Source organism: Microbacterium sp., assembly GCF_046295495.1.
Classification (GTDB): domain Bacteria; phylum Actinomycetota; class Actinomycetes; order Actinomycetales; family Microbacteriaceae; genus Microbacterium.
Genome location: NZ_JBKBNC010000044.1, coordinates 1 through 21533 on the forward strand (window position 1 = coordinate 1; position 21533 = coordinate 21533).

General features: G+C 71.3%; 20 protein-coding genes. 14 read left to right on the top strand and 6 right to left on the bottom strand.

What is annotated here, in order from left to right:
* Nucleotides 1-566 precede the first annotated feature (566 nt).
* From purB to ACK4LS_RS12670, 3 genes are read right to left on the bottom strand one after another with little or no spacing between them, the layout of a single operon-like run.
* Nucleotides 567-1946: an adenylosuccinate lyase gene (gene purB, locus ACK4LS_RS12660; protein ID WP_409717739.1), complete on the bottom strand. Its 1380-nt coding sequence runs from the start codon at nt 1944-1946 to the stop codon at nt 567-569.
* A gap of 27 nt (nt 1947-1973) precedes the next feature.
* Nucleotides 1974-2480, bottom strand: a complete 507-nt coding sequence (locus tag ACK4LS_RS12665) for a low molecular weight protein-tyrosine-phosphatase (RefSeq protein WP_409717742.1) — start codon at nt 2478-2480, stop codon at nt 1974-1976.
* Nucleotides 2481-2529: 49 nt separating this feature from the next.
* A complete protein-coding gene (locus tag ACK4LS_RS12670) occupies nt 2530-2934 on the bottom strand; it encodes a phage holin family protein (RefSeq protein ID WP_409717745.1) in 405 nt (134 codons plus the stop codon).
* Nucleotides 2935-3043: 109 nt separating this feature from the next.
* Between ACK4LS_RS12670 and ACK4LS_RS12675 the strand changes: the two genes are divergently transcribed.
* The 6 genes from ACK4LS_RS12675 to ACK4LS_RS12700 all read left to right on the top strand — a co-directional run bounded on the left by ACK4LS_RS12675 (nt 3044) and on the right by ACK4LS_RS12700 (nt 9545).
* Entirely contained in the window at nt 3044-4120 is a 1077-nt protein-coding gene (locus ACK4LS_RS12675) for a histidinol-phosphate transaminase (protein WP_409717748.1), read from the top strand.
* A gap of 5 nt (nt 4121-4125) precedes the next feature.
* Complete coding sequence (locus ACK4LS_RS12680; RefSeq protein ID WP_409717751.1) at nt 4126-5637, top strand: family 43 glycosylhydrolase; 1512 nt, start codon at nt 4126-4128, stop codon at nt 5635-5637.
* Between the two features lie 120 nt (nt 5638-5757).
* Complete coding sequence (locus ACK4LS_RS12685; RefSeq protein ID WP_409717754.1) at nt 5758-6888, top strand: thiamine pyrophosphate-dependent enzyme; 1131 nt, start codon at nt 5758-5760, stop codon at nt 6886-6888.
* Nucleotides 6885-7862 (top strand): alpha-ketoacid dehydrogenase subunit beta, encoded by a 978-nt coding sequence (locus ACK4LS_RS12690; protein WP_409717757.1) that lies wholly within the window; start codon nt 6885-6887, stop codon nt 7860-7862. Before ACK4LS_RS12685 ends, ACK4LS_RS12690 begins: the two co-directional genes overlap by 4 nt.
* Nucleotides 7863-7952: 90 nt before the next feature.
* Nucleotides 7953-9287 (top strand): dihydrolipoamide acetyltransferase family protein, encoded by a 1335-nt coding sequence (locus ACK4LS_RS12695; protein WP_409717760.1) that lies wholly within the window; start codon nt 7953-7955, stop codon nt 9285-9287.
* 54 nt (nt 9288-9341) lie between these two features.
* The gene (locus ACK4LS_RS12700) at nt 9342-9545 is read left to right on the top strand and encodes a hypothetical protein (protein ID WP_409717763.1); all 204 of its coding nucleotides are present in this window, start codon (nt 9342-9344) and stop codon (nt 9543-9545) included.
* A gap of 3 nt (nt 9546-9548) precedes the next feature.
* On the opposite strand, the gene ACK4LS_RS12705 is transcribed toward ACK4LS_RS12700, so the two are convergent.
* The gene (locus ACK4LS_RS12705; protein ID WP_409717766.1) at nt 9549-10991 is read right to left on the bottom strand and encodes an MFS transporter; all 1443 of its coding nucleotides are present in this window, start codon (nt 10989-10991) and stop codon (nt 9549-9551) included.
* A 155-nt stretch (nt 10992-11146) separates the two neighbouring features.
* Between ACK4LS_RS12705 and ACK4LS_RS12710 the strand changes: the two genes are divergently transcribed.
* The 4 genes from ACK4LS_RS12710 (at nt 11147) to ACK4LS_RS12725 (ending at nt 14321) form a co-directional block, all read left to right on the top strand.
* Nucleotides 11147-12049 (top strand): MetQ/NlpA family ABC transporter substrate-binding protein, encoded by a 903-nt coding sequence (locus ACK4LS_RS12710; RefSeq protein WP_409717769.1) that lies wholly within the window; start codon nt 11147-11149, stop codon nt 12047-12049.
* Complete coding sequence (locus tag ACK4LS_RS12715) at nt 12046-13071, top strand: methionine ABC transporter ATP-binding protein (protein WP_409717772.1); 1026 nt, start codon at nt 12046-12048, stop codon at nt 13069-13071. Before ACK4LS_RS12710 ends, ACK4LS_RS12715 begins: the two co-directional genes overlap by 4 nt.
* Nucleotides 13068-13727: a methionine ABC transporter permease gene (locus ACK4LS_RS12720; RefSeq protein WP_400366392.1), complete on the top strand. Its 660-nt coding sequence runs from the start codon at nt 13068-13070 to the stop codon at nt 13725-13727. The genes ACK4LS_RS12715 and ACK4LS_RS12720 overlap by 4 nt, the downstream gene beginning before the upstream one ends.
* A 159-nt stretch (nt 13728-13886) precedes the next feature.
* The gene (locus tag ACK4LS_RS12725; RefSeq protein WP_409717777.1) at nt 13887-14321 is read left to right on the top strand and encodes a DoxX family membrane protein; all 435 of its coding nucleotides are present in this window, start codon (nt 13887-13889) and stop codon (nt 14319-14321) included.
* Nucleotides 14322-14383: 62 nt separating this feature from the next.
* Here ACK4LS_RS12725 and ACK4LS_RS12730 read toward each other — a convergent pair whose 3' ends face one another.
* The gene (locus tag ACK4LS_RS12730; RefSeq protein WP_409717780.1) at nt 14384-15709 is read right to left on the bottom strand and encodes an aspartate aminotransferase family protein; all 1326 of its coding nucleotides are present in this window, start codon (nt 15707-15709) and stop codon (nt 14384-14386) included.
* An 84-nt stretch (nt 15710-15793) separates the two neighbouring features.
* On the opposite strand from ACK4LS_RS12730, the gene ACK4LS_RS12735 reads away from it, so the two are divergent.
* The gene (locus ACK4LS_RS12735; protein WP_409717782.1) at nt 15794-17299 is read left to right on the top strand and encodes a PucR family transcriptional regulator; all 1506 of its coding nucleotides are present in this window, start codon (nt 15794-15796) and stop codon (nt 17297-17299) included.
* A gap of 53 nt (nt 17300-17352) precedes the next feature.
* Here ACK4LS_RS12735 and ACK4LS_RS12740 read toward each other — a convergent pair whose 3' ends face one another.
* The gene (locus ACK4LS_RS12740; RefSeq protein ID WP_409717785.1) at nt 17353-18879 is read right to left on the bottom strand and encodes a CoA-acylating methylmalonate-semialdehyde dehydrogenase; all 1527 of its coding nucleotides are present in this window, start codon (nt 18877-18879) and stop codon (nt 17353-17355) included.
* A gap of 164 nt (nt 18880-19043) precedes the next feature.
* Between ACK4LS_RS12740 and ACK4LS_RS12745 the strand changes: the two genes are divergently transcribed.
* Genes ACK4LS_RS12745 through lipA form a run of 3 tightly spaced genes read left to right on the top strand, consistent with a single transcriptional unit; the run spans nt 19044 to nt 21462 of the window.
* On the top strand, nt 19044-20075 hold the full coding sequence (locus tag ACK4LS_RS12745) for a metal ABC transporter solute-binding protein, Zn/Mn family (RefSeq protein WP_409717788.1): 1032 nt from the start codon (nt 19044-19046) through the stop codon (nt 20073-20075).
* Nucleotides 20072-20440 (top strand): lipoyl protein ligase domain-containing protein, encoded by a 369-nt coding sequence (locus ACK4LS_RS12750; protein WP_409717791.1) that lies wholly within the window; start codon nt 20072-20074, stop codon nt 20438-20440. The genes ACK4LS_RS12745 and ACK4LS_RS12750 overlap by 4 nt, the downstream gene beginning before the upstream one ends.
* A gap of 26 nt (nt 20441-20466) precedes the next feature.
* Nucleotides 20467-21462: a lipoyl synthase gene (gene lipA / locus ACK4LS_RS12755; protein WP_409717793.1), complete on the top strand. Its 996-nt coding sequence runs from the start codon at nt 20467-20469 to the stop codon at nt 21460-21462.
* The last annotated feature ends 71 nt before the right edge of the window (nt 21463-21533 follow it).

Here is a 21533-nt window from a genome sequence, read left to right on the forward strand (position 1 = left end):
ATCTTCCGGAGTTCGGCACGGTCGAGCGGGGAGCGGCGGGCGGACGGGTCAGCCGGGGGAGACGTTGGACGGCGCGTCGCGCGGGGCGGAGAGTCGGCCACGGGCGGTGCCGGACTCCGGAGAATCGCGCGTCCGCGGCCTTCCTCGCGCCTCGGGGGGAGATACGTGCCTATATCTTCCGGAGTTCGGCACGGCTGAGCGGGGAGCGGCGGGCTGACGGGCCAGCCGGGGGAGACGTTGGACGGCGCGTCGCGCGGGGCGGAGAGTCGGCCGCGGGCGGTGCCGGACTCCGGAGAATCGCGCGTCCGCGGCCTTCCTCACGCCTCGGGGGGAGATACGTGCCGATATCTTCCGGAGTTCGGCACGGTCTGAGGCACCTGGGCGGGCCGGATTCCGGATGCCGTGCGGCGGACCGTGAACGATGCGGGCCGCAGCCGCGCCCGGCCCCGCCCGAGGCCGCAACAGGAACTGCCGCAGCCGCGCCCGGCCCCGCCCGAGGCCGCAACCGCCGCACCGGCGCGACCGCAGCACCGGCGCGACCGCACAGCCCCGACGGCCGCCGGGGATTACAGCGAGTCGACCACCCGCGACGCCAGCCCCGCGTAGGCGGCGGGGGTGAGGGCGAGGAGGCGCTCCTTCGCGGCGTCGCCGATGTCGAGTCCGCGCACGAACTCCGCCAGTTCGGCGCCGCCCACGCGGCGACCGCGCGTGAGGTCCTTGAGCAGGGCGTAGGGGTCGGTGATCGCCGAGCGACCCGCGGCGATCTCGGCGCGCACCACGGTCTGGATGGCCTCGGCGAGCACCTCCCAGTTCACGTCGAGGTCGGCGAGGAGCACGTCCTCCGCGAGCGAGATCTCCGTGAGACCGCGCTGCAGGTTGTCGAGCGCGAGCAGCGAGTGGCCGAAGGCGACGCCGATGTTGCGCTGGGTCGTGGAGTCGGTGAGGTCGCGCTGCAGGCGGCTGGTGACGAGCGTCGATGCGAGGGTGCTGAACAGCCCGCCGGCGATCTCGAGGTTGGCTTCGGCGTTCTCGAAGCGGATCGGGTTGATCTTGTGCGGCATCGTCGACGATCCCGTGGCGCCGGCGACGGGGATCTGGGTGAAGTACCCGAGCGAGATGTAGGTCCAGATGTCGGTCGCGAGGTTGTGCAGGATGCCGCCCGCGTGGCGCGCGCGGTCGTAGAGCTCGACCTGCCAGTCGTGCGACTCGATCTGCGTGGTGACGGGGTTGAAGCCCAGCCCGAGCGACTCGATGAACGAGCGCGTCAGCTCAGGCCAGTCGACGTCGGGCTCGGCGGCGACGTGCGCCGACCAGGTGCCGGTCGCGCCCGAGAACTTCGCGAGGTACTCGCCGGCATCCAGCTGACGGATGACGCGCTCCAGGCGCCACGCGAACACGCCGATCTCCTTGCCCATCGTGGTGGGCGTGGCCGGCTGGCCGTGCGTGCGGGAGAGCATCGCGGCGTCGCGGTGCTGCACCGCGAGCTCGGCCAGGGCGGCCGTGACCGCGCGCAGCTTCGGCAGCCACACGCGCTCGACCGCGCGCTGCACGGTGAGGGCGTAGGCGGTGGAGTTGATGTCTTCGCTGGTGCAGGCGAAGTGGGTGAGCTCGGCGAGGGCCGTGAGTCCGAGGCTGTCGAGGCGGTCGCGCACGAGGTACTCGACGGCCTTGACGTCGTGGCGCGTCACGGCCTCCTTCTCGGCGAGCCAGGCGATCTCGTCGGCGCCGAACTCTTCGTACAGGGCCCGGAGCTTCGCGCGGTCGGTCTCGGAGACGGGGGTGGTGCCGAACAGCGAACGGTCGGTGAGGGCGAGCAGCCATTCGACCTCGACCTCGACGCGGGCGCGGTTCAGACCGGCCTCCGACAGGTAGTCGCCGATCTCGGACACGGTGGCGAAGTACCGACCGTCGAGCGGGCTGAGGGGCTGCGGAGGCAGAGAGGACACGGGTCTCCCGGGGGTCGCGCGAACGGGTCAGCCCGCGGATCGGATGGCGGGCTCGAGCTGCCGGAACAGGGCGCGGCTGGCGCGTTCGATCATACCGAGCACCTCATCGAACATGGGCGGCCCGGCGTAGTACGGGTCGGGCACGTCGAGGGTCTCGGCGTCGGGGAGGAACGACTGCAGCAGGGCGATCTTGTCGGCGTCGTCGTCGTGGCGCGCCCAGCCGCGCAGCACGCGCTCGTGGCTGCGGTCGAGGGCGACCACGAGATCGTTGCGGTCGAAGTCCGCGAACTGAAACTGACGGGCACGGTGCGCGGATCCGTCGTAGCCGAGGCGGTCGAGCGCGGCGATGGTGCGGTGGTCGGCGCGCTCGCCGACGTGCCAGTCGCCGGTGCCCGCCGAGCTCGAGGCGACGTGGGCGCCGAGGCCCGCGGCATCCGCGAGACGCCGGAACACCACATCGGCCATCGGCGACCGGCAGATGTTGCCGCTGCAGACGAACACGACGCGGAAGGGCGCGTCGGCACTCGCGGTCATCCCTCCATCATGGCGGGGAAGCGCTCCGCGCGCATCCGTCGACCGGTTCTCAGCGTCGCGAACGCTCGTCGCGGCGCGGACGCAGGATGCCGCCGAGCACGGCGTTGATGACCCCGATCAGCAGCGCCGCCACCACGGTGAGCCAGAACTCCCCGGTGCGAAGACCCCAGTCCCACCCGCCGGTGATCACCGCGGTCAGCCACAACAGGAAGCCGTTGATCACGAGCGAGATGAGTCCGAGCGTGAGGATGTAGAGCGGGATCGCCACGATCTTGACGACCGTTCCGACGACGGTGTTGACCACCGCGAACAGCAACCCGACCACCAGCAGCGTCAGCACGACCTGCAGCGCCTCGCCGGGGGCGAACGGCACGAGCCGCACCTGCAGCGCGGGCAGCAGCGTGACGATCCAGATGGCGAAGGCGTTGACGGCGATGCGGACGACGAAGCGCATGCCTCCATCGTGGCACGCGGGGTGTGCGCGTGGGAGGAACGTCTCCCCGTGGAGGAGGGGTCGAGATCGGGTCTGACGCGCCGATGCGTCTCGCGGTTAGGCTCGCGATGTGAGCGATGACCCGGTCCTGCCCCGTATCCGTCCCGAGATCGCGGCGCTGCCCGCGTACCGGCAGGGCCGGCAGGCCAGTCCCGACGCGTTCAAGCTGTCGAGCAACGAGAACCCCTTCGAGCCCCTCCCGGGCGTGCTCGACGCCGTCCGGGCCGCGGGCGCCTTCAACCGCTACCCGGATGCCACCGCCTCGCGCCTGCGCGAGCGCCTGGCCGCGCGCTACGGCGTCTCGGCCGACGAGGTGCACGTGGCCGCGGGGAGCGTGTCGATCCTCGCGCAGCTGCTGCTGGCGACCTCGGGCCCGGGCGACGAGGTCGTGTACGCGTGGCGCTCGTTCGAGGCCTATCCCTCGCTCGTCGCGGTGGCCGGCGCGACGAGCGTGCAGGTGCCCCTGACCGCCGACGCGCGCCACGATCTGCCGGCGATGGCCGCCGCGATCACGGAGCGCACCCGCCTCGTGATCGTCTGCAGCCCCAACAACCCCACCGGGCCCACCGTCGGCTACGACGAGTTCGCCGCCTTCGTCGACGAGGTGCCGGGCGACGTGCTCATCGTGCTCGACGAGGCCTACGCCGAGTTCGTCACCGACCGCACCTCGGTCGAGGGTGGCCGCGTGCGCGCGGTGCTCGCCCGCCCCAACGTCGTGGTGCTCCGCACGTTCTCGAAGGCCTACGGCCTCGCGGGCCTGCGCGTGGGCTACGCGATCGGCCACACGCGCGTGCTCGACGCCGCGCGCAGCACCGCCATCCCGCTGTCGGTGACGGCCGCGGGCGAGGCGGCGGCGCTGGCGAGCCTGGATGCCGAGAGCGAACTGCTGCACCGGGTATCGGTGATCGCCGAGCGGCGCGACCGCCTGGTCGACCGTCTGCGCGACGCCGGGTGGGACGTGCCCGACGCGCAGGGCAACTTCGTCTGGCTCGCCGCCGGTGAACGCACGGTCGAGGTCGGGACGGCGTTCGAAGAGGCCGGACTCATTGTCCGCCCGTTCCCGGGCGACGGCATCCGCATCTCGATCGGCGAAGAGGAGTCGCTCGACCGCGTCGTCGAGGTGGCCGCCGCGACCGCCGCGCGCTGAGCCGCATGACGACCGCGGCGGAGGGGGACGGCATCCGGGATGCCGCCATCACCCCCGTCATCCCGGGCTTCTTCCCCGACCCCTCGGTGTGCCGCGTGGGCGAGGAGTACGTGCTGGTGAACTCCTCGTTCGAATACGCCCCCGGCATCCCGGTGTGGAGCAGCCGCGACCTGCGGACGTGGACGCAGCTCGGCAACGTGCTCACCCGCGACAGCCAGTTCCGGGCGGGGACGGCGGGCGCGAGCCGGGGGATCTACGCGCCGACGATCCGGCACCGCGACGGCGCCTTCTTCGTCATCACGACCGACGTGGACCGGCCGGGCGTGCAGCTGGTGGTCACGGCGACCGATCCCGCGGGTCCGTGGTCCGACCCGATCGTGCTGCCCGGACTCGGCGGCATCGACCCCGATCTCGCGTGGGACGACGAGGGCGCGTGCGTGGTGACGTACTGCGCGCTCGACGAGGCGCTGCGCCCCGAGGGCGGCTCGCTCCCGGTTATCGCGCAGGCGCGGGTCGACCTCGAGCGCGGCGCCGTTCTCGAGGAGCCGCGGGTGATCTGGCGGGGTTCCGGCCTGGCGCACCCCGAGGGTCCGCACCTGTACCGGCGCGGACCGTGGTGGTACCTGCTCACCGCCGAGGGCGGCACCGAGCGCGGTCACGCGGTGTGCGTCGCCCGATCGCGCGCCATCGACGGCCCGTTCGAGGGCGCCCCCGCGAACCCGATCTTCAGCCGCCGCAGCACCGGTTTCCCGGTGCAGAACACCGGCCACGCCGACCTCGTCGAACGCGTCGACGGCGGGTGGGCCATGGTCTACCTCGGGGTGCGCCCGGCCGGTTTCACCCCCTCATTCCACGTCAACGGCCGCGAGACCTTCCTCGCGCGCGTGGAATGGGTCGACGACTGGCCCGTGATCCGCACCGACGACCAGCTGCCCGCGCACGGCGACACGTCCTTCTCCGACGACTTCGCCGCCTCGGCGCTGCACCCCCGCTACGTGTCGCCCGGGGCGGCGCTCGGCGCGTTCGCGCGTCCCGCGCCCGACGGCGGTCTGCTGCTCGACCGGATGGATGCCGCCAACGGCGCGCCCGCAGCCCTCTCGGTGCGCACGCGCAACGCCCGGTGGCGCTTCGCAGCCCGCGTCGACGCCGCGGCCGGCCCGATCGCGGTGCGGCTGCGTCTCGATGAGACGCACGCCTACGAGCTGCGCCTCGCGGGCGGCGAGGCGACCGTGGCCACACGGGTCGGGCCCTTCGCGGCCGAGCCCGCCCGCGCAGCCACCCGTGGCGACGTCGTGACCCTCCTCGTCGAGGCGGCCGACGCCACGTTCGACGGCCCCGACGACGTGCGCCTGGGCCTGATCGACGACGACGGCGAACGCTGGCTCGCGCGCATCGACGGCCGCTACCTCTCCACCGAGGTCGCCGGCGGGTTCACCGGACGCACGGTGGGACTCCACGCGCTCTCGTCCCGGCCCGCGCGCGTGATTGAGGTGCACTACGCGTCGCTCGTCGGCTGACGGTCGCGCCGACGTTCCACCCCCTCACGAGAGCGGTTTGTCGGTCGTCGACGGCGATTCGTGGCATCCGTTGTGCACCTCATGCGGTCTCGCGCATGGGCCGGGCGTTAGCGTGGGTGCATGACCCCGCTCGACGACCCCGCTCTCGTGCGCGTTCTGGCAGCCGACGGCACGCTGGCGCCCACGCCCGCGGCGGAGCGCTACCTGCCGCTCATCGACGCCCTGACCGACGCCGAACTCGAGACGTTCTACCGCGACATGGTCTCGATCCGCGCGTTCGACGTGCAGGCCACCAACCTGCAGCGCCAGGGGCAGCTCGCCCTGTGGCCGCCGTCGTTCGGGCAGGAGGCCGCCCAGGTGGGTTCGGCCCGCGCCGCCCGCGCGCAGGACCACCTCTTCCCCTCGTACCGCGAGCACGTGGTCACGCGCATCCGCGGCGTCGACCCGCTCGACATCATCCGGCTCATGCGCGGCCTCACCCATGGAGGGTGGGACCCGACCGATCCGAAGAACGGCAACACCCACATCTACACGCTCGTCCTCGGCGCGCAGACGCTGCATGCCACGGGCCTGGCGATGGGCCTGGTGTTCGACGGCAAGAGCGGCACCGGCGACCCCGAGCGCGACGAGGCCGTGATCGTCTACTACGGCGACGGCGCCTCCAGCCAGGGCGACGTGCACGAGGCGATGGTCTTCGCCGCGAGCTTCCAGACCCCCGAGGTGTTCTTCCTCCAGAACAACCAGTGGGCCATCTCCGTCCCCGTCGCCACGCAGTCGCGCTCGCCGCTGTACAAGCGCGGTGAGGGCTACGGCATCCCGAGCCTGCAGGTCGACGGCAACGACGTGCTCGCCAGCTACGCGGTGTCGAAGGTGGCGCTGGACGAGGCCCGGGCCGGCGGCGGCCCCCGCGCGATCGAGGCGATGACCTACCGCATGGGCGCGCACACGACCAGCGACGACCCCACGAAGTACCGCACCTCCGACGAAGAGAAGGCGTGGGCCGGTCGCGACCCCATCGCCCGCCTGCGCGCCTTCCTCGAGGGCCGGGGCGCCTCGCAGCACTTCTTCGACGACGCGGATGCCGAGGGCGCCGCGCTCGCCGACGACGTGCGCGTGCGCACGAACGAGCTCGGCACGATCCCGCGGGTGCACATGTTCGAGAGCGTCTACTCCGAAGCGCACGCGCTGATCCAGCAGGAGCAGCGTTGGCTCGACGACTACGAGGCGTCGATGGAAGGGGGAGCGCAGTGAGCGAGAACCTCCCGATCAGTCGCGCGCTCAACGCGGGCATGCGCCGCGCGCTCGAGACGAACGACCGCGTCCTGCTCATGGGCGAGGACATCGGTCCGCTCGGCGGCGTCTTCCGCGTGACCGAGGGCCTGCAGAAGGACTTCGGTCCCCGCCGCGTCATCGACTCGCCGCTCGCGGAATCCGGCATCGTCGGCACCGCCATCGGTCTGGCGATGGGCGGGTTCCGCCCCGTGCTCGAGATCCAGTTCGACGGCTTCGTCTTCCCCGCCTTCGATCAGATCACCTCGCAGTTGGCGAAGATCACGAACCGCCACGAGGGCGCGGTGCGCATGCCCGTCGTCATCCGCATCCCCTACGGCGGGCACATCGGCGCGGTCGAGCACCACCAGGAGAGCCCCGAGGCGTATTTCACGCACACCCCGGGTCTGCGCGTGGTCAGCCCCTCGAACGCCAACGACGCGTACTGGATGATCCAGCAGGCGATCGACTCGCCCGACCCCGTCGTGTTCCTCGAGCCCAAGGCCAAGTACTGGCAGAAGGGCGAGGTCGACCTCGAGGCCCCCGCGCTGCCGCTGCACGCGAGCCGCGTCGTGCGCCGCGGCACCGACGTGACCCTGGTCGGTCACGGTGCCATGGTCACCACGCTGCTGCAGGCGGCGGCCCTCGCCGAGAGCGAGGGGACGAGCTGCGAGGTCATCGACCTGCGCTCGCTCTCGCCGGTCGACTACGGCCCGCTGCTGGACTCGGTGCGGCGCACGGGGCGCATGGTCTACGCGCAGGAGGCCCCGGGCTTCACCTCGCTCGGTTCCGAGATCGCGGCGACCGTGATGGAGAGGGCGTTCTTCGCGCTCGAGGCGCCCGTGCTGCGCGTCTCGGGGTTCGACGTGCCCTTCCCGCCCGCGAAGCTCGAGGGCACGTACCTGCCCGACGCCGATCGCATCCTCGAGGCCGTCGATCGGTCTCTGGCGTACTGACCCTCCTCCCCGCCGTGAGCACCGCGCCCGCCCGGCGTTGGCGTCGCGGCGACGCCGGTGACAAGCTGGCTCCCGAGCAAAGGACACACCGTGACCGAGCAGACCTTCGTCCTCCCCGACGTCGGGGAAGGCCTCACCGAGGCCGAGATCGTGCAGTGGCGCGTGGCGCCCGGTGACACCGTCGCCGTCAACGACGTGATCGTCGAGATCGAGACGGCGAAGTCGCTCGTGGAGTTGCCCTCGCCGTACTCCGGCACGGTCGGCGAGCTGCTGGCATCCGAGGGGGCCACCGTCGAGGTCGGCGCCCCGATCATCACGATCGGATCGGCGAATGCCGGCGCCCCGGCGCCCGCGGAACCGGTGAGCGTCCCCGAGCCCAGCGACCCCGGTGGAGCGGTGCTCGTGGGCTACGGCACGGGCGGCGCGGTGTCGTCCCGGCGTCGCAAGCCTGTCGAGCGCCCCGTGAAGGCCTCGGTCGGCGTGGTCGCCAAGCCCCCGATCCGCAAGCTCGCGCGCGACCTCGGCGTCGACCTCGCCGCCGTGACGCCCAGCGGCGCCGCCGGAGAGGTCACCCGCGACGACGTCGTGAAGCACGCCGAGCAGGCCAGCGTCTTCCGCAACATCGAGACGCCCGAGTGGGGCGCCGTGCGCGAGGAGACGATCGCGGTGGCGGCTCCCGCGGCGCCCGCGCCCGTGGCATCCACCCCCGCCCCTCCGGCGGATGCCCGCGAGGAGTCGATCCCCGTCCGCGGCGTGCGCAAGGCCACCGCCAACGCGATGACCTCGAGCGCGTACTCGGCTCCGCACGTGTCGGTGTGGGTCGACGTCGACGCCTCGCGCACCATGGAGCTCGTCAAGCGCCTGAAGGCCTCGCCCGACTTCGCCGACGTCAAGATCTCGCCGCTGCTCATCATGGCGCGCGCCGTGATCTGGGCTCTTCGCCGCACCCCGATGATCAACGCGGCCTGGGTCGACACCGAAGACGGCGCGCAGATCTCGGTGCGCCACTACGTCAACCTCGGCATCGCAGCGGCGACACCCCGCGGGCTCCTCGTGCCGAACATCAAAGACGCGCAGGCGATGAAGACGCGCGAGCTCGCCAAGGCGCTCGAGACCCTCACGCTCACCGCGCGAGAGGGCAGGACGAGCCCCGCCGACCAGGCCGGCGGCACGTTCACGATCACCAACATCGGCGTGTTCGGAGTGGATGCCGGCACCCCGATCATCAACCCCGGCGAGGCCGGGATCATCGCGCTCGGCGCGATCCGCCAGAAGCCGTGGGTCGTCGACGGCGAGGTGCGCCCCCGCTGGGTGACCACGGTGTCGGGATCGTTCGATCACCGCGTGGTCGACGGCGACGGGATCTCGCGCTTCATCGCGGATGTGGCATCCGTGTTGGAGGAGCCGGCGCTGCTGCTGGACTGAGCCGGTCGACGGGACGGGCGCCGCACCGGCTCACCCGCTCGTAGCATGGAGCGCATGGAGCGCGACGAGGAGAGCCAGGAGCAGCGGGCGCTGCGGTCCCTTCGCGCCATCGACGAGGGCGCCGACATCGGTGCCGAGGCGTTCGCTCTGGCGAACGAGTTCACCGACCGCCACACGGGGCGGTTCACCGGGTGGCTGAGAAGAAGATTCGGCTCCTCCCCGGACGTCCCGTCGACGGACGCGCCGGGCGAGGGCTGAGCCTCACTCGGGAAGCGACGCGCGCACACCCCTCGGGTTCTCCAGGGTCGGAATCAGCAACGCGAGCACCAGCGCGACGGCCGCCGCCCCGATGCCCATCAGGAACGACACCTGGAACGCCTGCGCCGTCGGCACGCGCGTCTCCGCGTCGCCCGTCGACAACGTCGCCAGTACGACGCCGACGATCGCGGCCGCCGTGCTCGTGCCGAGCGAGCGGGCGAGGGCGTTCAGGCCGTTCGACGCGCCGGTTTCGCTGGGTGGGACCGCGCGCATGATGAGCATCGGCATCGCGGCGTAGCCGAACCCGATGCCGAAGCCGATGAGGATGTTCGCCACGACGAAGTGCCACACCTCGGTCGAGAAGACCAGGCTGAAGCCGTAGGCGACGATGAGTGAGATCGCCCCCGCGATCAGCAGCACGCGCGGGCCGATCGTGCGCGCGAGGGTTCCCGAGATCGGCGACAGCACCATCATCACCAAGCCCGACGGCATGATGACGAGGCTCGCGGCCAGCAGCGACAGGCCGAGCCCGACGCCGGTCGCGAGCGGCAGCTCGAGCATCTGCGGGTACGCCACGTTCGAGGTGAACAGCGCGAAGCCCATGGCCACGGAGGCCAGGTTCGTCAGCAGCACGGGGCGGCGGGCGGCGACCCGCAGGTCGAGGAGCGGGTTGTCGACGCGCAGCTCGTACCACCCCCACAGCAGCAGTACGCCGACCCCGCCGACCGCCAGGGACAGCGTGAGCGGTGACGTCCATCCCCACGTGTTGCCCCGCGAGACGGCGAGGAGCACCCCGATCAAACCCACCGCGAGCCCGGTCGCGCCGACGTCGTCGAAGCGTCCGCCCGTCCGCAGGACGCTCACGGGAACGATCCACAGGGTCAACGCGAACACCAGGGCGCCGAGCCCGCCGGCGATCCAGAACAGCCAGTGCCAGTCGGTGTTCTCGGCGACGAGGGCGCTGATCGGCAGGCCCAGGGCGCCCCCGACGCCGAGTGTCGCACTCATCAGCGCGATGGCGCTGTCGACGCGGTTCTCGTGCAGCACATCGCGCATGATCGAGATGCCCAGCGGCACCACGCCCACGATGGCGCCCTGCAGGGCGCGTCCGATGATCATGCCGATGATGCCGGTCGACAGTGCCGCGACCACCGACCCGAGCATCATCACGAGCAGCAGCACCAGCACGATGCGCCGCTTGCCGTACATGTCGCCGAGGCGGCCGGCGATGGGAGTGATGACGGCCGCGGCGAGCAGCGTCGAGGTCACCACCCACGCGGTGTCGTCGCGCGAGGCGTTCAGCAGCTGCGGCAGCTGCGACTGGATGGGCACCACGAGGGTGAACATGAACGACGAGCACAGGCCCGCGAGGGCCAGAACGGCGACGACCAGACCCTGGGGGCTGTTCCGGGACAGTCTTCTTCGCGCGTTCTCATCCCGTGACATCACCTTCGAGGCTATCCGTCCGTCGCGGCACCCCGGGCCGCGCGATCATCGCCCATCCCGTGGCATCCCGCCAATCCATTACCCCGCGTGACAGCCCGTTACCGGCCGTAACGCCTCGAATTGGGACGACGGATGCCGCTTGCTTACGTGGACGCATGACTTCGCACCGCGCCTCACGCCTGGCCACGATCCTCGGCGCCTCCACCGCAGCCCTTCTCCTCGCCCTCACCGGGTGCGCGGGGGGAGCGGCATCCTCCGATGACTCCTCGCGCATCGTGCTCGGTGCCGATGACGGCAACGAAGCGCACTGGACGGTGCTGAAGCAGAAGCTGGCCGACGAGGGCATCGACCTCGAGGTGCGCACGATCAACGACGGCGTGCAGCTGAACCAGGGCGTGCAGGACGGGGAGCTGGACGTGAACCTCTTCCAGCACCTGATCTACCTCTCGCAGTTCAACGTCGAGAACAACGGCTCGCTCGTGCCGGTCGGCGCAACCGCGGTGTACCCCCTCGCGCTGTACTCCGAGGAGTACCGGGACGTGAAGGACCTGCCCGAGGGCGCGAAGGTCGCGATCCCCAACAATCCCACCAACCTCGCCCGTGGCCTGCTGAACCTGCAGACCGCCGGCCTGCTGACGCTCAAAGACGGCGGCACCGCCCTCTCGACGCCGGCGGACATCGAGACGACGAAGGTCGAGCTGCTTCCGGTCGACACGAACCAGACCGTGACCGCGCTCAAGGACGGCAGTGCCCAGGCCGCGATCGTCAACAACACGCAGGCGCAGAAGGGCGGGCTCGGCGACGAGCTCATCATCTTCAAGGAAGACCTCGACAACCCGCAGCTCGCGCCGTACATCAACGCCTTCGTCACGCGCGACGACAAGAAGGACGACCCCCGCTGGGAGAAGCTGGTCGCGGCGTACCACTCGCCCGAGGTCGAAGCCGCGGTCACCGAGCTGAACCAGGGCAACCTGCAGTTCAAGACCGAGTGGACCGGCGCGCAGCTGCAGGACGAGCTGACGAGCCTCGAGGACGCCCTCGAGGCCCAGAACGGATGACCGCGGTCATCGAGCTGCGGGGCGTCACCAAGGACTTCCGCACCGACCGCCGCTCCTCCACGACCGCCGTCGACGACGTCACGGTGAGCGTGGAGGAGGGGTCGATCGTCGGCGTCATCGGGTACTCCGGCGCCGGCAAGTCGACGCTCGTGCGCCTGCTGAACGGTCTCGAGAAGCCCACCTCGGGCACGGTCGAGGTCTTGGGCGTGAACGTGGGGGATGCCAGCGAATCGGCTCTGCGCGACCTGCGGCGCCGCGTGGGCATGATCTTCCAGCAGTTCAACCTGTTCACCTCGCGCACGGTCGCGGCCAACGTCGCCTACCCGCTCAAGGTGGCCGGGTGGAAGAAGGCCGACCGTGACCGGCGCGTGGCCGAGTTGCTCGACTTCGTCGGCATCGGCGACAAGGCGAAGCAGTATCCGCGACGGCTGTCGGGCGGGCAGAAGCAGCGCGTCGGCATCGCCCGCGCGATCGCGACCGACCCTCGCATCCTTCTCGCCGACGAGGCCACGAGCGCCCTCGACCCGCAGACCACGGCCGAGGTGCTCGACCTGCTGCGCGAGATCAACCGGCGCCTGGGCATCACGATCGTCGTCATCACGCACCAGATCTCGATCGTGCACGAGCTGTGCGACCAGGTCATCGTGATGGACGGCGGCCGGGTGGTCGACAGCGGCGACACCTACCGCGTGTTCGCGCACCCGCGCGCCGACCTCACCAAGCGCTTCGTCGCGGCCGTGACGCAGGGCGTGCCCTCGGGCGAGGCGCTGTCGGCGCTCGCCGCGGGCGGGGGCGATCTCGTGAGCGTCGAGGTCAACGAGTTCTCCAGCGAAGACGTCTCCGAGGTGTTCCACCGCCACGGCGCGCGGCACTCCGTCGTCTACGGCGGGGTGACCGACGTGCTCGGCAAGCAGCTGGGCACGCTCACGTACCGGGTGCACACCGACGACCTCGACGCCGTCGTCGCGGAGCTGCGCGCCCACACCGACGTCGTCGTGCCCACGGCGGAGGTGCGCTCGTGAACAAGTGGGACACCCTCACGCCGGTGCTGCTGCAGTCGATCGGCGAGACGGTCTACATGGTCGCGGTCTCGCTGCTCATCTCGGGCGTCGCAGGCCTCGCGATCGGTGCGCTGCTGTACGCCACGCGCCCGGGGAACCTCTTCGAGAACCGCGTCGTCTTCTTCGTCGCCAATCTCGTGATCAACGTCATCCGCCCGATCCCGTTCATCATCTTCCTCACGGCCGTTGCCCCGGTCACGCGCGCCGTGACGGGGACGACCCTCGGGACGGATGCCGCGATCGTGCCGATCACGATCATGGCCACGGTCGTGATCGCCCGTGTCGTGGAGCAGAACCTCGTCGCCGTCGACCCCGGCACCGTCGAGGCGGCCCGCGCGGTCGGCGCGCGCCGCATCGGCGTGCTGTTCGGCGTGGTCATCCCCGAGGCGCTCGCGCCGCTGATCCTCGGCTACACGTTCATGTTCATCGCGGTCGTCGACATGTCGGCGATGGCGGGCTACATCGGCGGCGGCGGCCTCGGAAACTTCGCGATCATCTACGGCTACCAGCAGTTCAACCAGCAGGCGACGTGGGTGACGGTGGCGATCATCGTCGTGATCGTGCAGGCCGGTCAGCTGCTCGGCAACGCCCTCGCGCACCGCATCCTGCGCCGCTGACGCGGGGTGTCACCGGAGGGGGCGGCCGCGCGCCGCATGCCCTCTCCCCTTGGGCGAGTGTCCAGAACACGCGGACGATCTTCGAATCCGTCCGGGTGTCCTGGACACTCGAGGGGATGGGCGCCCTCGCGCACGACATCCCCCGTCTACCCTCGGAGGATGAGCCTCGCCCGCACCCTCGCCCGCTGGCTGCTCGGCACCGCGCTCGTCTTCACCGGTACCGCGCACCTCACGTTCGCGCGCGACGACTTCGTCGCTCAGGTGCCGTCGTGGCTCCCCCTTCCGGTCGACGTCACGGTGGTGGCATCCGGGGTCGTCGAGATCGTGCTCGGACTCGCCCTTCTCGTCCTCCGCCGTCGGCGCGTCGCGGTCGGCTGGGTCGTCGCGGCCTTCTTCGTCGCGATCTTCCCCGGCAACATCGAGCAGTTCGTCCGGGGGACCGATGCCTTCGGCCTCGACACCGACCTCGCCCGCGGCATCCGTCTGCTCTTTCAGCCTCTGCTGGTGATCTGGGCGTTGTGGTCGACCGGAGCGTGGAGGGCCTGGCGAACGCGCAGGCGCACCCGCGACCGCCGAGGCGCCGTCGGACGCTGATCTCCGCGACGTTCGAGCCCGCGCTCGACAGCCGCTCGACGCGCGGATGCCACCCGCCGGGGTCAGGCGCGGCCCGCCTCCGCGCGCAACACCTCGGCCAGTACGTCGAGGCCGCGGTGGGCGTCGGCGTCGCCGATGACGGCGGGCGGCACGACGTGCACGCGGTTGTCGGCGAAGAAGCCGAGCACGCCCCTCTCGAGCATCGCGGCCTTGATCGCGCCGATGCGCGCGGAGGGCAGCGGCTCCCGGGAGGCCGGGTCGGCGACGAGCTCGACGGCCCAGAACACCCCGAGGCCGCGCACTTCGCCCACGAGCGGTGACTCCTCGGCCAGAGCGCGCAGCCGTGGTCCGATGACCTCCTCACCGATGCGGCGGGCGTTCTCGATCACGCCCTCCTCGGCCATCGCCTGCTGCGCCGCCACGATGGACGCGGCGGCGAGGGGGTGGCCCGAGTACGTCAGGCCGCCCGGGAACACGCGGTCGTCGAACACCCGGGCCACGGCATCCGAGATCACCACTCCGCCCACCGGCACGTACCCGGAGTTGACCCCCTTCGCGAAGGTGATCAGGTCGGGGCGCACGTCGAACGCGTCGAACGCGAACCACTCACCGGCGCGCGCGAAGCCCGCCATGACCTCGTCGAGGATGAGCAGGATGCCGTAGCGGTCGGCGATCTCGCGCACGCCGGCGAGGTAGCCGGGCGGGGGGACCAGGATGCCGGCGGTGCCGGGGATCGTCTCGAACAGGAACGCCGCGATGGTGTCGGGACCCTCCGCCTGCACGGTGCGCTCGAGGTGGCGCAGCGCCCGCTCGCACTCCTGCTCGGGAGTCCGGGCCCAGAACTCGGAGCGGTAGAGGTACGGCCCGAACACGTGCACGTGCCCGCGCGAGTACTCGTTCGGCATCCGTCGCCAATCGCCGGTCGCCACGATCGCGGCCCCCGTGTTGCCGTGGTACGAGCGGTAGTGAGAGACGATCTTGTCGCGGCCGGTGGTCAGGCGCGCCATGCGGATCGCGTTCTCGTTCGCGTCGGCGCCGCCGTTGGTGAAGAAGACCTTCGAAAACCCCTCGGGGGCGCGCGCGAGCACCAGCTCGGCGGCGTGCGCGCGGACCTCGTTCGCGTGGGCGGGTGCGACGGTGGTCAACTGCGCCGCCTGCTGCTGGATCGCGGCGATGACGCGGGGATGCTGGTGGCCGATGTTGACGTTGACCAGCTGGCTCGAGAAGTCGAGGTAGCGGCGCCCGTCGGCGTCCCACACCTCGACGCCCGACCCGCCCGCGAGGGGGAGGGGAGCGAGAGTGCGCTGGGCAGACCACGAGTGGAAGACGCTCGTGCGGTCGCGCTCGCTGATCTGGGCGTTGCGGGTGGTCGTCGGGGGAGTGGCCATGCCTTCAGTGTGCGACGCGAGCACCGAGCGCCGGCAGCGCCGATCTGTCGGTAACCTCGGGGAACGACCGACAGTTTGGCCCCCATGCCCGCCACCCTCCGCGTTCTCCTCGACGACGGCTCGTTCCCCCTGCGACTGCTGAGCGCTCTCGACGACGAGGTGCTCGACCGCCCCGTGTCGTGGGTGCACAGCTCCGACCTGCTCGACCCCACCCCGTGGCTCGAGCCGGGCAACCTTCTCCTGACCAATGGCGCCCAGTTCCCCGACGATCCGGACGCCGAGACGGTGGCGGCCTACTGTCGCCGGCTGCGCGCGCACGGGGTGGTGGGGGTCGGCTTCGCGACCGACATCATCCACGCGCGCGTGCCCGACGCGGTCGTGCGGGCGGGGGAGGAGACGGGGCTGCCGATCGTGGAGATCGGCGGGCGGGCGCCGTTCATCGGCATCATCCGCTTCGTCGCCGACATCCTCGCCGCAGAGCGTGCAGCCCGCTTCTCCTGGCTTCTCGACGCCCAGCGGGCCGTGGCGCGCGCGGCGGTGCGCGACGACGGGCTGCGCGAGATCCTGCACACGCTGTCACGCCTGCTCGGTGCGTGGGTCGACCTGTACGACGCGGTGGGCGGGCGCCTCTCGCTGCCCGGGTTGCGGTCGGCCCCCGACGACGTGGAGGGGGAGGTCGGTCGCGAGGTGCGGCGACTGCTCGAACGGCGCACAGCGGCGAGCCTCGTCATCCCCTCGGCGAACGGCGCACTGCTGCAGACGATCGGGCAGAGCTCCCGCCTGCGCGGAGTGCTCGCCGTCGGCGGCCCGGAGCCACTCGATCCGGCCGGTCGCGACCTCGTGGCCACGGTGGTCGCCCTGGCGAGCATCGCGCTCGAGCAGCAACGCAATCTGCAGACGTCGCTCCGAGGGGTGCGCGCGGGCGTGGTGGACATGCTGGTCGCGGGGCAGGCCGAGACGGCGCGCCGCGTCGCGGCGTCCGCGCTCGGGGGACTTCCCACCGCGCCCCACCTCGTCGGGGTGGTCCGCGAGGCCGCGGCGATCCCCGGGCTGCTCGACGAGCTCGATCTGGTCTCGAGCGACCCGCACCGGATGTTCTCGGCCGAGCGCGGAGAGGACGTGGTCGTGCTGGTCGCCGAGGGCGCGAGCGACGCGCTCGCCGCGCTGGCGGAGCGGCGCGGCCTCGCCATCGGCACCGCTCGACACGGCGCAGGCGACGCGCTCGCGTCGACCCTGGACCACGCGGAGCAGGCCGCGCGCGAGGCCGCTCCCGGCCGCGTGCGGGCGTACGCCGAACTCGCCGGCCGGGGGCTGGTCGGAGCCCTGCGCGAGCGCGGCGGTTCCGTGCTGGCGCGCACCGTGCTGCAGCCCCTGGAGGCGCTGCCGGCCGACGAGCGCGATCGCCTGGTGGCGTCGGCGCGCGCGTGGTTGGAGGCCAACGGCGCCTGGGATCCGGCGGCGCGGGGGCTCGGCATCCACCGTCACACGCTGCGCGCCCGCGTGGCTCACATCGAGCAGCTTCTGCAGCTCGACCTGTCCTCGTTCGCGGCGCGGGCCGAGCTGTGGGCCGCGCTCGAGCTCACCGAGTGACGAGGTGCCCGTGGGCGCGCCGGGTGGGCGCGGCGGGCGGGCGCGGGCGGGCGTCAGGTGTTCTGGGGGAACCCGAGGTCGATCCCGCCGTGGGCGGCGGGGTCGAGCCAGCGACTCGTGACGGCCTTCTCGCGCGTGAAGAAGTCGAAGCCGTGCACGCCGTAGGCCTTGGCGTCGCCGAACAGCGACTTCTTCCAGCCGCCGAACGAGTGGTACGCCACGGGAACCGGGATCGGCACGTTGATGCCGATCATGCCCACCTGCACCTCGTTCTGGAAGCGGCGGGCCGCCCCGCCGTCGTTGGTGAAGATCGCGGTGCCGTTGCCGAACTCGCCGCCGTTGATGAGGGCGAGACCCTCGTCGTACGACGCCACCCGCACGACCGACAGCACCGGGCCGAAGATCTCCTCGGTGTACGCGCGGGACCACGTGGGCACGGCGTCCAACAGGGTGGGGCCGAAGAAGAAGCCGTCTTCGTGGCCGTCGACGGTGTATCCGCGGCCGTCGACGACGACCTTCGCGCCGTCGGCCTCCGCGATGTCCACGTACGAGGCCACCTTGTCGCGGTGCGCCTCGCTGATGAGCGGCCCCATGTCGGGCTCGACGCCGCCGTCACGACCGGCCGCGCCGTCGCCGATCCGCAGCTTCGCGATGCGCTCGGCGACCTTGGCGATCAGCTCGTCGGCGACGGGCTCGACGGCGATCACGACCGAGATCGCCATGCAGCGCTCGCCGGCCGCGCCGAAGCCGGCGTTCACGGCCTGGTCGGCGACGAGGTCGAGGTCGGCGTCGGGGAGCACGAGCATGTGGTTCTTCGCACCGCCGAGGGCCTGCACGCGCTTGCCGTTCTTCGACGCGGTCTCGTAGATGTACTGCGCGATGGGGGTCGAGCCGACGAACGAGATCGACTGCACCTCCGGGGCGTTCAGCAGCCCGTCGACGGCGACCTTGTCGCCCTGCAGCACGGTGAACGCACCCTCGGGCAGCCCCGCCTCGCTCCACAGCCGCGCGAGCCAGAGGGATGCCGAGGGGTCCTTCTCGCTGGGCTTGACGATGACGGCGTTGCCCGCCGCGAGCGCGATGGGGAAGAACCACATGGGCACCATCGCGGGGAAGTTGAAGGGGCTGATCACCCCGACCACCCCGAGCGGCTGCTTCAACGAGTACACGTCGATGCCGTTCGAGGCGTTCTCGGAGTACGCGCCCTTGAGAAGGTGCGGGAAGCCGGTGGCCAGCTCCACGACCTCCTGTCCGCGGAGGATCTCGCCCATGGCATCCGAGAGCACCTTTCCGTGCTCGGCGGTGATGATCTCGGCGAGCTCGCCCTTTCGGGCGTTGAGCAGCTCGCGGAAGGCGAAGAGCACGCTCTGGCGTCGGGCGATCGAGAAGGCGCTCCAGGCGACGAAGCCGCGCTGGGCCGACGACAGCGCGGCGTCGATGTCGGCCTCGTCGGCGAGGGCCACGTGCGCGCGCACCGTGCCGGTCGCGGGGTGGTAGACGGGGGCGGTGCGCCCGCTCGACGAGGTGGCCGGTGCGCCGTCGATCCAGTGGGCGATGACGGGGAGGTCGTGGGCGGTCATGGGTCCAGTAAAGGACGGTGCTCCGCGCGGCGCCGCTGACAAACCGTCGCGGGAACCGCACGCGGCGGGACAGTTCGGCACGGATCGATCGGCGGTTCCTGGGAGCTCGGTATGGGCGTCGTTCTGATTTTGAGAACGATTATCACGAGCGATACGGTGTCGGTATGACCCGCCGCATCCTCGCCCCCGTCGCCCTCGGGGCCGCTTCCGTTCTCGCGCTCGCCGGTTGCGCCGGCGGGGCGCCGTCCGCCGGCTCGACGTCGGACGCCACTGACAAGGTCACCGTCGTGGCATCCACCGACGTGTACGGCTCGATCGCCGAGGCCGTGGGTGGCGACTTCGTCGACGTGCAGTCGATCATCACGTCGTCCTCTCAAGACCCGCACGAGTACGAGGCGAGCGCGCAAGACCAGCTGACGCTGAAGAACGCCGGTCTGGTGATCGAGAACGGCGCCGGCTACGACGCCTTCATGGAGTCGCTCGTCGAGGCCAGCGGCACCAGCGCGCCGGTGATCACGGCGGTCGAGTTCAACCACGACTACCCGGGCGCCGAGAGCCACGACGAGGCCCACTCCGACGACGCCAGCCCCTCCCCGAGCGAGAGCGCCGACGACCACGACCATGACCACGCAGAGGGTGAGGCCTCGGGCGAGGGCCACGACCACATCGAGGGCTTCAACGAGCACGTCTGGTACGACCCGCACACGATCGAAGACCTCGCGAAAGACATCGCCGAGCACCTGGGCGAGCTCGCGCCCGACCACGCCGCCGACTTCACCTCGAACGCCGACGCGTTCGTGGCCGAGATCGCCGGACTCGAGGACTCGCTTGGTCAGGTGGAGGCGAAGGATGCCGGCGCGAAGGTCTTCGTGACCGAGCCGGTGCCCGTCTACCTCATCGAAGCGGCGGGACTCGAGAACGCGACCCCCGCCGAGTTCAGCGAGTCGGTCGAAGAGGGCCAGGACGTGCCCCCGGCCACCCTGTTGGAGTCGCTGCAGCTCATCGACTCGGGCGAGATCCGGCTGATGATCGTCAACCCGCAGACCGGCGGCGCCGAGACCACGCAGGTCGAAGACGAGGCGAAGGCCAAGAACATCCCCGTGATCGAGTTCACGGAAACGCTCCCCGAGGGACAGACTTACATCTCGTGGATGCAGAGCAACATCACGGCGCTGTCCGACGCGCTCACGGCGTGAGCGCGGAGGCACCGCTGCGCATCCGCGGTGCCGCCCTCGAGCGGGGCGGCCGCGAGCTGTGGGCCGGGCGGGGCCGCGAGGGCGCGCCCGGCGTCTACACCACCGACGGGGCCAAGATCGCCGCCCTCGGCCTGCGCGTCCGCCGGGGCTGCAGCTTCCACGGCCTGGCCTTCACCGTGGCCATGGACCTCGAGCCCTTCCGCCGCATCAATCCCTGTGGCTATGCCGGCCAGCCGGTCACCATGCTGGCCGAGCGCGGCGGCCCGGCCGACCTCGGGGCGGTGGCCCGGATCCTCGTCCCCCAGCTTTCTGCACAGCTCGGGCTCAGCCCGGCATGGCAGGATGGCCCCATCCCGGCCGCCTGAGGCGGCCGCACCCCCGTCCCGCGCCCATGTCGACCCCCACCAAGTCCATTCCGCTCACCGTGCTGGCCCCCGACGTGCTCGAGGCGGGCAAGAAGCAGCTCGGCGGCGACAAGATCGGCAGGAGCCCCGTCCAGTTCGAGGAGGCGCCCAAGCTGCGCAAGCCCTCCTGGATCCGCGTGCGCATCCCGGCCGGCAACGCCGTGCAGCAGCTGAAGTCGAAGCTCCGCGAGAACGCGCTCGTCACCGTCTGCGAGGAGGCGAGCTGCCCGAACATCCACGAGTGCTTCAGCCACGGCACCGCCACCTTCATGATCCTCGGCGAGGTCTGCACCCGGCGCTGCAGCTTCTGCGACGTGGCCCACGGCCGGCCGAAGCCGCCGGACGCCAGCGAGCCGCTGAAGCTGGCGCAGACGATCGCGGACATGCGACTGAAGTACGTCGTCATCACCTCGGTGGACCGCGACGACCTGCGCGACGGCGGCGCCCAGCACTTCGCCGACTGCATCCGCGAGGCGCGCGCGCTGTCGCCCGGGCTGAAGATCGAGATCCTGACCCCGGATTTCCGCGGCAAGGGCCGGATGGACCGGGCGCTGGAAATCCTCGCCACCGCCCCGCCCGACGTGTTCAACCACAACCTCGAGACGGTCAGGCCGCTGTACCCCAACGTGCGCCCGGGCGCCGACTACGACTGGTCGCTCGAGCTGTTGCGGCGCTTCAAGGCCCAGCATCCCGGCGTGCCCACCAAGAGCGGCATCATGCTGGGCCTGGGCGAGACCATGGAGCAGGTGCAGGAATGCCTGCGCCACCTGCGTGCCCACGACGTCGACATGGTCACCATCGGCCAGTACCTGCAGCCCACGCCGCACCACCATCCGGTGATGAAGTACTGGACGCCGGACGAGTTCCGGGAACTCGAGGCCTTCGGCTACGGTCTGGGCTTCAGCCATGTCGCCTCGGGGCCGATGGTGCGCTCGTCCTACCACGCCGACCGTTCGGCGGCCGAGGCCGGCCTCGTCGTCTGAGGCGGCCCGCGCGAACCCCAGGAACCGTCCCCCCATGCCGAAGCCCCTCCCTCTCGTCCTCGCCGCCCTGC

Coding starts and splice junctions, on each gene's coding strand:
- ACK4LS_RS12665 (WP_409717742.1), bottom strand. CDS start 2,480: ATGACCGCGAGTGCCGACGCGCCCTTCCGCGTCGTGTTCGTCTGCAGC.
- ACK4LS_RS12670 (WP_409717745.1), bottom strand. CDS start 2,934: ATGCGCTTCGTCGTCCGCATCGCCGTCAACGCCTTCGCCATCTGGATC.
- ACK4LS_RS12680 (WP_409717751.1), top strand. CDS start 4,126: ATGACGACCGCGGCGGAGGGGGACGGCATCCGGGATGCCGCCATCACC.
- ACK4LS_RS12685 (WP_409717754.1), top strand. CDS start 5,758: ATGACCCCGCTCGACGACCCCGCTCTCGTGCGCGTTCTGGCAGCCGAC.
- ACK4LS_RS12700 (WP_409717763.1), top strand. CDS start 9,342: ATGGAGCGCGACGAGGAGAGCCAGGAGCAGCGGGCGCTGCGGTCCCTT.
- ACK4LS_RS12705 (WP_409717766.1), bottom strand. CDS start 10,991: ATGTCACGGGATGAGAACGCGCGAAGAAGACTGTCCCGGAACAGCCCC.
- ACK4LS_RS12710 (WP_409717769.1), top strand. CDS start 11,147: ATGACTTCGCACCGCGCCTCACGCCTGGCCACGATCCTCGGCGCCTCC.
- ACK4LS_RS12715 (WP_409717772.1), top strand. CDS start 12,046: ATGACCGCGGTCATCGAGCTGCGGGGCGTCACCAAGGACTTCCGCACC.
- ACK4LS_RS12725 (WP_409717777.1), top strand. CDS start 13,887: ATGAGCCTCGCCCGCACCCTCGCCCGCTGGCTGCTCGGCACCGCGCTC.
- ACK4LS_RS12730 (WP_409717780.1), bottom strand. CDS start 15,709: ATGGCCACTCCCCCGACGACCACCCGCAACGCCCAGATCAGCGAGCGC.
- ACK4LS_RS12735 (WP_409717782.1), top strand. CDS start 15,794: ATGCCCGCCACCCTCCGCGTTCTCCTCGACGACGGCTCGTTCCCCCTG.
- ACK4LS_RS12740 (WP_409717785.1), bottom strand. CDS start 18,879: ATGACCGCCCACGACCTCCCCGTCATCGCCCACTGGATCGACGGCGCA.
- ACK4LS_RS12745 (WP_409717788.1), top strand. CDS start 19,044: ATGACCCGCCGCATCCTCGCCCCCGTCGCCCTCGGGGCCGCTTCCGTT.
- lipA (WP_409717793.1), top strand. CDS start 20,467: ATGTCGACCCCCACCAAGTCCATTCCGCTCACCGTGCTGGCCCCCGAC.